13 protein-coding genes are annotated in these 12,222 nt (G+C 64.5%); 6 read left to right on the top strand and 7 right to left on the bottom strand.

Features of this window, described 5'->3' with window-relative positions; translation table 11 throughout:
* Positions 1-122: 122 nt before the first annotated feature.
* Positions 123-1,370, bottom strand: coding sequence for an IS256 family transposase (locus tag RF646_RS13035; RefSeq protein ID WP_368836209.1), 1,248 nt, complete (start codon positions 1,368-1,370; stop codon positions 123-125).
* Positions 1,371-1,630: 260 nt separating this feature from the next.
* Between RF646_RS13035 and RF646_RS13030 the strand changes: the two genes are divergently transcribed.
* The 5 genes from RF646_RS13030 (at position 1,631) to RF646_RS13010 (ending at position 5,418) form a co-directional block, all read left to right on the top strand.
* On the top strand, positions 1,631-1,768 hold the full coding sequence (locus RF646_RS13030) for a hypothetical protein (RefSeq protein ID WP_368836208.1): 138 nt from the start codon (positions 1,631-1,633) through the stop codon (positions 1,766-1,768).
* A complete protein-coding gene (locus RF646_RS13025) occupies positions 1,765-2,223 on the top strand; it encodes a hypothetical protein (protein WP_368836207.1) in 459 nt (152 codons plus the stop codon). The genes RF646_RS13030 and RF646_RS13025 overlap by 4 nt, the downstream gene beginning before the upstream one ends.
* Positions 2,224-2,266: 43 nt before the next feature.
* Positions 2,267-2,956, top strand: a complete 690-nt coding sequence (locus tag RF646_RS13020) for a hypothetical protein (protein WP_368836205.1) — start codon at positions 2,267-2,269, stop codon at positions 2,954-2,956.
* Between the two features lie 943 nt (positions 2,957-3,899).
* The gene (locus RF646_RS13015; RefSeq protein WP_368836204.1) at positions 3,900-4,178 is read left to right on the top strand and encodes a DUF3892 domain-containing protein; all 279 of its coding nucleotides are present in this window, start codon (positions 3,900-3,902) and stop codon (positions 4,176-4,178) included.
* 136 nt (positions 4,179-4,314) lie between these two features.
* The gene (locus tag RF646_RS13010; RefSeq protein WP_145007943.1) at positions 4,315-5,418 is read left to right on the top strand and encodes a hypothetical protein; all 1,104 of its coding nucleotides are present in this window, start codon (positions 4,315-4,317) and stop codon (positions 5,416-5,418) included.
* Between the two features lie 205 nt (positions 5,419-5,623).
* On the opposite strand, the gene RF646_RS13005 is transcribed toward RF646_RS13010, so the two are convergent.
* The 5 genes from RF646_RS13005 to RF646_RS12985 all read right to left on the bottom strand — a co-directional run bounded on the left by RF646_RS13005 (position 5,624) and on the right by RF646_RS12985 (position 9,308).
* Entirely contained in the window at positions 5,624-6,268 is a 645-nt protein-coding gene (locus RF646_RS13005) for an HAD-IA family hydrolase (protein ID WP_368836203.1), read from the bottom strand.
* 94 nt (positions 6,269-6,362) lie between these two features.
* Positions 6,363-7,763, bottom strand: a complete 1,401-nt coding sequence (locus tag RF646_RS13000) for a PTS ascorbate transporter subunit IIC (protein ID WP_368836202.1) — start codon at positions 7,761-7,763, stop codon at positions 6,363-6,365.
* The gene (locus tag RF646_RS12995; protein ID WP_368819256.1) at positions 7,763-8,065 is read right to left on the bottom strand and encodes a PTS sugar transporter subunit IIB; all 303 of its coding nucleotides are present in this window, start codon (positions 8,063-8,065) and stop codon (positions 7,763-7,765) included. The genes RF646_RS13000 and RF646_RS12995 overlap by 1 nt, the downstream gene beginning before the upstream one ends.
* Positions 8,062-8,517 (bottom strand): PTS sugar transporter subunit IIA, encoded by a 456-nt coding sequence (locus tag RF646_RS12990; protein ID WP_368836200.1) that lies wholly within the window; start codon positions 8,515-8,517, stop codon positions 8,062-8,064. The genes RF646_RS12995 and RF646_RS12990 overlap by 4 nt, the downstream gene beginning before the upstream one ends.
* A gap of 41 nt (positions 8,518-8,558) precedes the next feature.
* Positions 8,559-9,308, bottom strand: a complete 750-nt coding sequence (locus tag RF646_RS12985) for a GntR family transcriptional regulator (protein ID WP_368836199.1) — start codon at positions 9,306-9,308, stop codon at positions 8,559-8,561.
* Positions 9,309-9,522: 214 nt separating this feature from the next.
* On the opposite strand from RF646_RS12985, the gene tkt reads away from it, so the two are divergent.
* A complete protein-coding gene (gene tkt, locus RF646_RS12980) occupies positions 9,523-11,604 on the top strand; it encodes a transketolase (protein WP_368836198.1) in 2,082 nt (693 codons plus the stop codon).
* A gap of 237 nt (positions 11,605-11,841) precedes the next feature.
* Here the strand turns inward: tkt and RF646_RS12975 are convergent, their stop codons facing one another.
* A complete protein-coding gene (locus RF646_RS12975; RefSeq protein ID WP_368836197.1) occupies positions 11,842-11,973 on the bottom strand; it encodes a hypothetical protein in 132 nt (43 codons plus the stop codon).
* Positions 11,974-12,222 lie beyond the last annotated feature (249 nt).

Raw genomic sequence — 12,222 nt, 5'->3', positions numbered from 1 at the left:
CGCCGTTTCCATCGCCTTGCGACCCAGCGCGGACGGCAATGCTCCCACCGCTTGGTGGGCCATCCCGGCCACCGGTCAAGTCCCGGGCAGTGGTGTAACAGGGTGATCCTTCGCGGGTGGGTTCAGGCGGTGAGTGCGGGCATGGGTTCGTGTCCTGGCTCGGTGGGCGGGTCGGTGAGGATAGCGACACGTGAGCGGGCGAGGACGTCGAGCCCGAGGTAGCGGCGTCCTTCGGCCCATTCATCGGTTTGCTCGGCCAGGACGGCGCCGACGAGGCGCACGATCGCGTCACGGTTGGGGAAGATTCCGACGGAGTCGGTGCGCCGACGGATTTCGCGGTTGAGGCGCTCGGTCGGGTTGTTCGAGCAGATCTGGGTCCAGATCTCTTTCGGGAAGCTCGTGAACGCGAGCACGTCCGTGCGGGCTGTGTCGAGGCGTTCGTGCACGGCAGGCCACTTGTCGTCGACGTAGTCCAGGAGGCGATCGTATTGAGCGTTGACCGCATCGGCGTCGGGTTGGTCGTAGACACTGTGCAGCATCGCTTTCACCGCTGGCCACACGCTCTTGGGCGTGACGTCCATCAGATTCGCGGCGTAATGGGTGCGGCATCGTTGCCAGCTCGCGCCGGGCAGGTTCGCGCTGATCGCTTCGCGCAGACCGGTGTGAGCGTCGCTGGTGACGAGCAAGACGCCGCTCAGGCCGCGGGCGACGAGGTCGGCGAAGAACTCGTTCCACGCTGACCCGATTTCGCTCGTGGCCACGCGCAGGCCGAGCACTTCACGGTGGCCGTCATTGTTGACGCCGGTGGCGAGCAAGACGACGGTGTTGATCACGCGGCCTCCTTCACGCACTTTCATCGTGAGGGCGTCGGCGGTGACGAACGTGAACGGGCCTGCATCGTCGAGGGGGCGGTGGCGGAAGTCCTCGACGAGCTGGTCGAGGTCGGAGGCCATGCGGCTGACCTGGGACTTCGACAGCGCGTTGATGCCGAGGGTTTTCACCAGCTTGTCCATGCGGCGCGTGGACACGCCGGCGAGGTAGCAGTCAGCGACGACGGTGATGAGTGCGGGCTCGGCTCGTTTGCGTCGTTCCATGAGCCAGTCGGGGAAGTAGGTGCCTGAGCGCAGCTTCGGCACAGCGATGTCGAGGGTTCCGACACGGGTGTCGAGGTCGCGGTGGCGGTAGCCGTTGCGGTGGGTCGTGCGTGTCGGGCTGGGCTGGCCCCACTCGGCGCCGATCACGGCGTCCGCGTCGGCGGACAGCAAAGCGTTGAGCATGGTTTGCAGCAACTGGCGCATCATGTCCGGGCTTGCTTCGGACAAGGCTTCGCCCAACACGCTGGCAGGGCCGACAACGTGAGGTGCGGTCATCGTGATGACTCCGTTCGAGGATTCTGTAGGAGGTTGACTCGGAGGATCACGCGGTGGCCGCGCCCATGTCCAAGGGGCCGGGGGCGCGGCGACCGGTGTTACACCACTATCAGGGACTCAACTGCGACGGCAGCGGCCGAGGCCGGTTCCGGGCGGTTGGGCACCTGGGTGCGCACCACCATGGCCGGCCTGCTCACCGGCCACCGCGCGGCACCGGTCCGCCCCCGGAGGTCGCCGCACTGCGGGCGGAGCTGGCCCGGGTGGGCAACAACCTGAATCAGGCCGTGCGCGCGGCGAACGTCTCCGGCTTGGACCGGGCCGCGGCGGCGGAGCTGACGGCACGGGTGGATGCGGCTGAGGCCGTGATGGGCCAGATCCGGGAAGCGCTGCGCTCATGATCGCCAAGATCACCCGCGGGTCCCGGGCCGGGGACATCGCCGCATATTTGCACGGGCCGGGCAAGACCGCGCTGCACACCTACCGTGACCGCGACGGGGCCGAGCAGGTTGGGGGCATCGTGATCGGCGGGACCCTGGCGATGCGCGGGGACACCACCGGACGCTGGGCCGCAGAGCTGCGCGAGGCGGCGGCCTCGCGCCCGGAGATCTCCACGCCGATTTGGCAGGTCTCTTTGCGCTGCGCACCGGGGGATCGGGCGCTAACCGATGCGGAGTGGCGCGATGCTGCTACGGCGTTCATGACCCGGATGGGCCTGGAGGACCGCCCATGGGTGGTGGTTCGGCACGCCGATGACCACGTGCACCTGGTCCGCCTCAAGGGTCACCGACACCGGGCAGGTCTGGCACGGGCGCCAGGACTACCGCCAGGCCCAAACCGCGTGTGCCGAGCTTGAGCAGGCATACGGGCTGCAGGCGGCTCCGCGAGAGACCACGAGGGTGTCCCGGCGGGCGGCCGATCACCAGATCACCCGCGGAGAACGCCACCAGGCGCTGCGCACCCATGTGCCGCCGGAGCGGGTGGAACTGGCCACCGTGATCCGGGCGTGTGCGGCCCGAGCGGTCGGCGGCGGCACTGAGGGCTTCGATGCCGAGCTGGAGAAGGCGGGGGTGGCGTTTGAGGCCAACCGTGCGACGACGGGGCGAATGTCGGGGTACAAGTTCGGCACCGGGCGCATGGACGAGGCGGGACAGCCGGTCTGGTTCAAGGCCTCCCAGCTGGACAAGACCCTGGCATGGTCCAAACTCTCCCAGGTCCTCAACGCCCCACCCCCGTCCCAGCGGGTGCAGGTGCCGGAGAAAGGACTGCTGGAGTCCAAGGCCAAGTACCAGGCCCGGGTAGCTGATGTCCAGACTGAGGCCACCGAGCGCCGGCACCAGCAGATCAGCCAAGCCCAACTGGCCGAAATGGGCCAGGTCGCCAACTGGTGGGCCAAGCGCAACGAGACCGATCCCCGACTGCTCGCCTACAAGCAGCAGCTCCTCGAGACGTCCCGGATCCGGCAGATGATGGCCCGTGAACACCCGGTCAGCCGAGGCCGGGCAACTCCTGTCCAACAACGAGAGCAGGCGCGCTCATACATGGTCTCTCCCTTGGACAGGGACAGGGACACGGGGATGGGGCGCTGACCGCTGCTGGTCACCTGACTTTGCCCACCATAGGCAGCTCCTCCACCTTCGTCTGAGCTACTGGCTGTGCTTGCGAATGTTCTGCTGCTTCCAGGGGGCCTGCCAGAAAAGGGCACGCAAGGACACCCCGGTGGTACGGATGTCATCAGGACGCTTTTGAGCTTGTTCGGAGAGACGAAGAAGCCTGCGCAATGCTCTGCCCTTGAGGTCGTGAGGTTCCAACCAGTACACGCACAAGGACCCCCCTGCCCGAGTGCCACCCTCCAGATCCACGATGTAGTTGCTGTGCCCTTCCAGTACCTCACGCACTGCTGGTAGTACCCGTACGAGATCTCGGGTAGTCAACGGTGGTGGAACTGTGGTGTCAGTAGGACGCCCATGGGACAGCTGCACATAAATGCGCGGGACAGCTCTGTCCGTACCAACTACACGTGCGCCCTGGCGACGCTGAAGCCGTCGGCGCACCAACTGCTCTGTCGTGATCAGTAGGGAGATAGCTCCACCCGCTTCGAAGGCGTAGCGGAGGATCTGGAAAAGGGCCTCGGGGCCGCCAGCCGCAGCGCCGCGGCCGTGGAAAAACCGCGAATCGGCTCTAAAACCCTGCTTTTCAATAGCCCCTCGGATGGCGTGTTCCCACGTCGCTGCAGGCTCGAACACCCCCTCTTCCATGACCGCGACACCAATCACGTCGGAGGGAAAACGAGGAGTATCAACTGGGTTGTGCCCTGCTCTTGCCATCCCCCCAGCCTACGGATCGGCCCAGGCGCTAAGGGGGACGTTTGCGAGCCGCCCATGATGCATAAGATGTGGCGGTTGAATCTGCCGGGAGTCACATTCGGCGGGAAAGTGCTTCCGACGCTTTCCGTGTCGGACTGCGGGGGTTTACTAGATGCAAAGGCATCTGCATTTCAGCAGGCGCTTCCATCGCGGGAGGGGACCGTCCATGAGCATCGAAATCACGCACATCCGTCTGTCGGGCATGTATGAGGGCCACGAGTACATCACCCACTACAAGTGGCGCAGCGATAGCGGAGACGTTGGCTCCAGTGACAAGAGCACCATGGTCGACTGGATCGACGTCAAGAAGGGCATGGCCTACGTCGGTAGCGGCGCCCAGCGTGCTCGGGTAGGTGTCGTTCGTCCCGCCCAGGGTCTTCCGTACCTGCGTACCTACGCGGACGGCCAATGGACGAACAATTTGCTTTCTCTCCCCCGCTTCTAGCTCCAGAATGACCAGAGGCCCACGCGATAAAAGGCATTATTGTGTGGACCGCTAAGTATCCCCAGGTATGTCGCCATTTGCTGCATGAGCGCTGAGATGCGGTAGACATGGATACCCCCCAAGATAGGAGACTCCCGTGTCAGATTGGAAAGCGTTTGTCCTTATGCCGTTCGATCCTGAGTTAGATTCCGTCTATTCGCATTTGATTGAGCCAGCACTGGCCGAAAATGGATTTTCGGTTACGAGAGCAGACTTGTCCATAAATCAGCAACAAATTCTAAAGGATATTGTCAATCAGCTGGCGTCGGCACATCTTGTGATCGTCGATGTAAGCGGACTAAACGGCAATGTAATGTACGAATTAGGACTTGCGCATGCAATGGGGAAGCGCACCGTAATGATTACTCAAGACATCAGCGAACTCCCATTCGACCTTAAATCCTATCGGGCAAACGCATACTCTACCGGCTTTATAGAGGCTCCCAAACTGAAGGAGCGTCTTGCAGAGATTGCTCGTGGTGTTGTGGATGGAACAGCTGAGTTTAGCAATCCGGTACAAGATTTTGCCCCAAATTTTCTCGGTCAACCTAACCAGGTAGCCATGGCACCTAGGCACGCGCCAAAGGATTCATCAAGCGGTGATGAAGAACCCTCCGACGAGGAGGTTGAACCAGGACTACTCGATTACACGTTGCAGCTTGCTGAAAGTGGCGACGATCTTACTAAAATTGCGGGCATCATTGCAGCGGCCACAGAGGAAATTGGCAATAAGGTTACCACGCGGTCTGATCAGCTCCCCCAGGCGTCGGCCACCTCGGGGATTAAGTCAATGTCTCTAATGCGTACCATGCTTCGCGCTATGGCAAATGACTTCGACAATTACACCAATGAAATAAGCGCTCAAAATCCATTGTTTGAAAAAGCATTGGATCGAATTGCTGAAAGCGCGAACGGCATTGCACGAAGTCGCGGCGCAGAGTCTGAGGCCGAGCGTAAACAGTTGAAAGACGATATAGAATCTATGCGGTCCGCTGAGGCCGCTTTCGCAGACGCATACGATGGTGTGGTTTCCTTCTCGGAGGGACTCTTGCAAGTTCCCTCCATGGAACAGACATTGACTCGGGCGGTGAAACGGGCTGCCCGTACTGTCGACACGACGGCAGAATTAATTAATCTTGGTCGATCCGAGTTGGCGCGGGCCCGTGGTTTGATGGAAGAGCGTCTTTCCAGCGAGGGGTGAACTCTGTTTGCCCTTTTTCTTCTGTTCAAGTTGCGCTTATTCCCGTTGGTTGCACGGGTAGGTATGGGCGGTTTGCATCCTTCGGCGGGGAACGCGGTGGAGCGATTCCTGGGCGACAGATCCCTTCTCGTTGGCGAGATAGCTGATTTCGTTTCGCAACCAATCGGTTGCGATGCCGGAGGAGGCGGACACGTTCGTGCTCGCCCTAACCGGACAAGTTCCGGGTCAGGCTGAGAAGACTGTCTTGGTAGCGGGCAGCAGTGAGGTCGGGGATCGTGATGTCGGGTCCGGCAGCGGCGGCGGCTAGACCCACACCGACAACGAGCCCCGCGCCGGCAGCTCGGGCTGCAGCGATTCCGGCTGGTGCGTCCTCGAACACTGCGCACCTGTCGGGAGGAACGCCGAGAAGTTCGGCGCCCTTGAGATACGGTTCAGGGGCGGGTTTGCCCTGGTGTACGTCTTCTGCGGCCACCACCCCGCGCGGACAGGGGATGTTGGCGGCCCGCAGTCGGGCGTGGGCGAGTCGGCGCGTGCCGGAGGTCACCACGGCCCAGGGCAGGGTGCCGAGGCTGGTGGTCAGCGCGACGGCCCCGGGGATGGCCACTGTTCCTTCGACGGTGTTCAATTCTTCGATCTCCAGGTCGCGCACGGCCCGGGTGAATTGGTCGGCATGGACGAGGGTAGCGACGGTGTCGGCCGCGCGCACCCCGTGTTCGATCATGGTGCGGAAGTCGTAGTCAGGTGCGTAGCTCAAGGACCAGGCGTCCCAGGCTCGTGCGGCAGCCTCGAGGGAGTCGACGAGCACCCCGTCGCAGTCGAAAAGGATGCCCTCGATACGGTGATCAGTCATTATGGCCTTTCGCATGGCGGTGGCGGCCGCACCATGTTCGGGTGCGGCCGCCACCAAGGTGAACGGGTGGATCAGAGCCGGGGTGTGGTGGCTCTCAGTTGGTGGTGGTCACCGTGGCGGGGACCTGGTTTTTCTGGGCCCGCTGTTCACGGGACCGCAGCCAGGCGCTGCCGATGTAGACGCCCAGCAGGGCCACGACGATTCCGCCGATCACGGCGACCTGCCCGCCGCCCACGGACAGCCCGCCGAGGTAGAGGCCGACAATTCCGTAATCGGCGTCCGAGAACGTGGAGTTCGCGAAGCCGATTTCCCCGAGCACCGGCAGCAGCATGAGGGGCAGGAAGGTGATGGCCACACCGTTGGAGAAGGCTCCCAGCACCGCGCCGCGACGGCCTCCGGTGGCGTTGCCGATGACTCCAGCGGCGGCACCGGTCATGAAGTGGGCGACGACGCCGGGGACGATGATCGCCGTGCCGGCCGCGACCATGACCAGCATGCCGAGGATGCCACCGACGAAGCTGGAGATGAAGCCGATGAGCACGGCGTTGGGCGCGAAGGTGAACACGATCGGTACGTCCAGCGCCGGCTTGGCGTTCTTCACGAGACGCTCGGAGATGCCCTTGAACGCGGGCACGATCTCGGCCAGGACCACGCGCACCCCGGCGAGGATGACGAAGACGCCGGCGGAGAAGGTCGCGGCCTGCAGGAGGGCGTAGACGATGTAGTTCTGTCCGTCGCTGAGTTCGGTCTCCACGTAGGTGGGCCCGGCAAACACGGTGACGATCAGGTAGATGATCCCCATGGACAGGGCGACGATGACGGTGGTGTCGCGCAGGAAGCCCAGGCCCTTGGGAATGGTGAGGTCCTCGGTGGACTTGGAGGTGCCCTTGCCGCGGGTGAGCAGGGCGACGAGGCCGCTGAGGGCGATGCCGGCGCCGCCGGTGTGGCCCAGGGCCACGTTGTCGTTGCCGGTGACTCGGCGCATGAAGGGTTGGACCAGCGCCGGGGAGAGGGTCATGACCAGGCCTTGGGCGAGGGAGCCCCATAGGACCACGGCCCACGTGTCGAAGCCGGCCACGCCCAGGATCACCGCGATCATCGCGGCCATGTAGAAGGCCACGTGCCCGGAGAGGTAGATGTACTTGAAGCGGGAGGTTGCGGCCAGCACGATGTTGACGATCATGCCGAAGAAGAAGATCAGGGCGGCCGCCGAGCCGTAGTTGAGCAGGACCTGCCCGACGATGGCTTCGTTGTTGGGCACGACGCCCTGGACGTTGAACGCGTGCTGGAACATCTGGCCGAACGGGTCCAGGGAGGCCACAACCACCCCGGCCCCGGCGGCCAGGACGAGGAATCCGACGAGGGTGCGCACCGTGCCCTTGAGCACGTCACTGAAACTCTTGCGCTGGACGGTCAGGCCGATGAGGGAGATTAGGGCGACGATGACCGCGGGCTGGCGGAAGATGTCCAGGAGGACATCGAGGAGTGCCTGCATTAGTTGTTCCTTCCGGGAGTCACCGCGAGGCCCTTGCGCTCAGCGGTTTCGCGCACCTTCGTGCGCAGTTCGTCGAGGTCGATGATGTTGTCGAGCACCACCACGTCGCCCAGGCTCTGGGCGGCCTCGGCGATGTCCTTGCCGACGAAGATGGCGTCGGCGTCGCCTGGGGCTACCGAGCCGAGGTCGGCGTGGTCCACGGTGACATCGGCGACCCCCAGTTCTTTGAGGACCTGCTCGATGTTCATGTGCACCATGAAGCTGCTGCCCAGTCCGGTGCTGCAGACGGCGAGGAATTTCATTTGTGGGCTCCGATGTTCTCGATGACTGCCAGCGTTTCGGCAGGTGTGGTGGCGGCAAGCAGGTTGGTGCGTTGTTCCTCGTTGACGAGGAGTTGGGCTAGTTCTTTCATGGTCGCCAGGTGCCCCGACTTGTCAGGGGCCGCTAGGCAGAGGAACAGGTCGATGGGGTGGGACGGTTCGTCGTTGAGCAGGACTGGAGGGGTGACCCGCAGGCTGGACAGTCCGGTGCGCACCACCCCGTTCTCGGGCCGGGAGTGGGCCAGGGCGATGCCGAAGCCTAGGTCGATGTAGGTTCCGCCGGCGGCGATCGAGTCCTTCATCGCCTGGATGTAGTCGGCGGTGATGGCCCCGTTCTCCAGCAAGGGGGTGGCCAGCTGGTCGATGGCCTGCCGCCAGCCCTCCACGTCGTGGGCGAACTGGACGGTGTCTTGGGTCAGGTAGTCTCTGAGCATGTGGTCCTCGTGAGGGGAAGGATCGTGGTCGCGGATTCGTCTCAGCTGCTGCGCAGGCTGAAGGCGAGTTCACTGTTGGCAGGGGTGTGGCGGGAGATGCCAAATCCGACGGGGGCGCCCTCGGCGTCGTAGACCGTCGAGGCCACGGTCAGCAACCGCTCCCCTTCGGGCACCTCCAGGTGCTGGGCGACCGTGGCATCGGCCGGTTCCACCGAGACCACCAGGTCGTTGCGGGTCAAGACGACGCCGTAGACGGTCCTCAAGTAGTGGTAGAGGGAGCCTTCGGAGAAGTCGGCGGTCGCGGTGTCGGGGTAGGCCTGCCACGGAAGGCAGGTCACCACGTGGTGGTGCAGGGTGCCGTTGACATAACGCAGACGAGTCAGTTCCACGACCTTGTCCGCCGGGTTGAGCTGCAGCTGCTCGGCCACCCGAACCCCGGCCGGCACGACCTGCTGAGCCAGGACCGTGGTGGTCACCGAAAAACCTTCGGAAGTCTGCTGGATATAGAAGCCGGTGACCTCATCGGCGAACCGCTCCCGGTACTGCCGCCGATACTGCGGCTCCACCACGAACGTTCCGCGGCCTTGTTCGCGAATCAGGCGGCCGTCGGCAATCACTTCGTCCACGGCGTGCCGCAAAGTGATGCGGCTGACGCCGTACTCCTTGCACAGAACCGGCTCCGGCGGCAACTGGTCTCCCGGGGACATGTGCTCGATCCGATCCAGGAGATGATCGCGAACGGCCGCGTACTTGGCCGTTCCTGTCCTGGCCGTACCTGTAGTGCTGAGCATGATCGTCGTCTCCGCCTCAATCGCTAGAAACCGGTGGCCTGTCGTCCCCACGAGGCATCAGGTCGTCAGGTCGTCATGATGAATATGGCCACTGTACGGTCCTGTGATCCAAGTCGCAATCTTTTACGTCCTACGTCAAAATTCATTATGACGTCATGACTTCTGGAGGTACCGTCGAGGCATTCACCGCAGTCACCGAATGGAGTAGCACCAGATGCGCACACAACCTGCCGACCTTGATCAAGCCGCTGTGGTCACGGCCCGGCTCCTGGCCCTCGATGCCGTCGAGAACGCCGGATCCGGCCACCCGGGCACCGCCATCGCCCTGGCTCCAGTGGCCCACCTGCTGTTCCAGAAGCACATCCGGCACGACCCGCGCGATCCCCAGTGGGAGGGGCGGGACCGTTTCGTGCTCTCCTGCGGGCACGCCAGCATCCTGCTCTACACCCAGCTCTTCCTCACCGGCTACGACCTGTCCCTGGAGGACCTGCGCGGCTTCCGCTCCCTGGGCTCGCGGACCCCGGGACACCCGGAGGTTCACCACACCCCGGGCGTGGAAACCACCACCGGCCCGCTGGGTCAAGGACTGGCGATGGCGGTGGGGATGGCCATGGCCATCAAGCACGATCGCGCCCTGCACGATCCCGACGCGGTCCCGGGCACCTCACCGTTCGATCGGCGGGTATGGGTCCTGGCCTCCGACGGTGACCTCCAGGAAGGGATCTCTTATGAGGCCGGCGCCCTGGCCGGGCGGCACCAGCTGGACAACTTGACTGTCATCTATGACGACAATGACATCCAGATCGACGGGAACACCGCGATGACCACCGCCGAGGACACGGCTGGGCGCTTCGCCGCCCAGGGCTGGCAGGTGGAACGGGTCGGGCTGGCCCCCGACGGGGACGTGGACGTCGCCGCCCTCGACGCAGCACTCTCGAGACCGCAGGAGGAAAACCGGCCGCGCATTGTCATCCTGAAGTCGCAGATCGCCTGGCCGGCCCCCCATGCCGTCAACACCCCCGCCGCCCATGGTGCCCCACTGGGCTCGACCGAGGCCTCCGCTCTGCGGGAGATCCTCGGCGTGACCTCCGGTGCCTTCGAGGTCGACGAGGATGCCCTGGCCTACACCCGGGGTGCTGTCGAGCGTGGCGCCGCTCTGCATCAGGAGTGGGACGCCCGAGCACAGCAGTGGGCCGCTGCCCACCCCGAGCTGGATCGGCAGCGTCGACGTGCCACCGACCGGGTTCTGCCCGAGGGCCTCGAGCAGTCGCTGCCTCGTTTCGAGGTGGGACAGTCCTTGGCCACCCGTGATGCCTCGGGTAAGACCATCCAGGCTTTGGCCCAGGTGCTGCCGGAGCTGTGGGGCGGGTCGGCCGACCTGGCCGAGTCCAACCGGACGGCCATCCAGGGCAGCGGGCCGTTCTTGCCCGAGACCACCGGTGTCGGCGACCGCCAGGGCCGCAACGTGTACTGGGGGGTGCGGGAGCACGCGATGGGTGCTGCAATGAACGGCATGGCCCTGGTCGGTGGCTCACGCGTGTTCGCTGGAACGTTCTTCGTGTTCAGCGATTACCAGCGCCCCGCCATCCGGCTTGCCTCGCTGATGCAGCTGCCTGTGGTCTATCTGTGGACTCACGACTCCCTGGCTCTGGGTGCTGATGGGCCCACTCATCAGCCGATCGAACACCTCGCCGCCCTGCGCGCCATTCCGGGCTTCTCCGTCGTCCGGCCGGCCGATGCCGTGGAGGCCGCCGCGTCATGGCTCGTCGCCCTAGAACGCAGCGGGCCCGTCGGTCTCGTCCTGGCCCGACAGCCGGTGCCGGTCCTCGACGTCCCCGCCGCCCAGGTCCTCGCCGGGGTCCGCCGGGGGGCCTATGTCGTCGTGGACACAGAGGACCCTGATGTCATCGTGATCGCCACCGGCAGTGAAGTGGCCTTGGCCTCGGCAGCGGCCGAAAGCGCGAGCCAGCACGGCATCGCGGTCCGAGTCGTGTCCATGCCCTCCCGTGAATGGTTCGCCGAACAGGATGCCAGCTACCACAACACCGTGCTTCCCCCGCACATCACCGCCCGCGTCGTGGTGGAGGCGGCGACCACCTTCGGGTGGGCCGACATCGCCGGACCCGCGGGGGAAATCGTAGGTGTGGACGAGTTCGGTGTGTCCGCACCCGCCGAGGCCGCGATGGCCGCACGCGGCATGACCGTCGAACGGGTACTACACGCCATCACCACCGTGCACGAGCGTGTCGAAGCGAACGACCGTCAGCAACTGGGCCACGTCGTGCGGGGAGCCTAAACCCCGGGCTCAGGGCACCTCCGAAGGCCCAAACGCAGCAGCGGCCTCGGGCCACCGACCGGCCCGAGGCCGCTGCTCACCGGAACACCTGTCGTTGCCTCATTTCTCCCGCGACCGTCGACCTTCCACTGGCGGCCGTCGCAGGAGGGAAGACATGGAACTGCTCTTACAAGCGCGACAGCGGAATTGGGCTGGAGCTGATGAGGGCGTGGCCGTCCTTGTTGGTGGGGAACGGGCTCAACGCCGCGCTGAGCGGACACTGCGATACAGGGTGTATTCGTGGGCATCGAGCAGCTTCCGCTCCCCGAGTTCATCCTCGTGGATCCAGGCCACGCCTAGGTCAGCGGCCACAAGGTCGACAATTCCCACGTAGCGCTTCTCCCGCCCCCGCCATGCTTCAATTCGGTCGCCCCTGCGTAGATCGGTGAGGTGGACTGCCCGAGTGTCGGTCATGATCATCGCTTCCCCATGAGTGGCGCACGGTGTGTGCGGGTGTTCGGATGTGGGCCTTAGATGTCCGCTAGCAGTGCGGTGGCGGACATCTAAGTGTTGCGGGCAAGGACGTTGTTGACGTTGGCGCGGCTGTTGCCGTGATGGGCGATTCCAGTGCCGCCCAGA

It is taken from the genome of Kocuria sp. CPCC 205261 (genome assembly GCF_040981025.1).
GTDB lineage: Bacteria > Actinomycetota > Actinomycetes > Actinomycetales > Micrococcaceae > Kocuria > Kocuria marina.
This window is presented reverse-complemented; position numbering and strand designations above follow the sequence as displayed.

Coding starts and splice junctions, on each gene's coding strand:
- RF646_RS13035 (WP_368836209.1), bottom strand. CDS start 1,370: ATGACCGCACCTCACGTTGTCGGCCCTGCCAGCGTGTTGGGCGAAGCC.
- RF646_RS13025 (WP_368836207.1), top strand. CDS start 1,765: ATGATCGCCAAGATCACCCGCGGGTCCCGGGCCGGGGACATCGCCGCA.
- RF646_RS13015 (WP_368836204.1), top strand. CDS start 3,900: ATGAGCATCGAAATCACGCACATCCGTCTGTCGGGCATGTATGAGGGC.
- RF646_RS13005 (WP_368836203.1), bottom strand. CDS start 6,268: ATGACTGATCACCGTATCGAGGGCATCCTTTTCGACTGCGACGGGGTG.
- RF646_RS13000 (WP_368836202.1), bottom strand. CDS start 7,763: ATGCAGGCACTCCTCGATGTCCTCCTGGACATCTTCCGCCAGCCCGCG.
- RF646_RS12995 (WP_368819256.1), bottom strand. CDS start 8,065: ATGAAATTCCTCGCCGTCTGCAGCACCGGACTGGGCAGCAGCTTCATG.
- RF646_RS12990 (WP_368836200.1), bottom strand. CDS start 8,517: ATGCTCAGAGACTACCTGACCCAAGACACCGTCCAGTTCGCCCACGAC.
- RF646_RS12985 (WP_368836199.1), bottom strand. CDS start 9,308: ATGCTCAGCACTACAGGTACGGCCAGGACAGGAACGGCCAAGTACGCG.
- tkt (WP_368836198.1), top strand. CDS start 9,523: ATGCGCACACAACCTGCCGACCTTGATCAAGCCGCTGTGGTCACGGCC.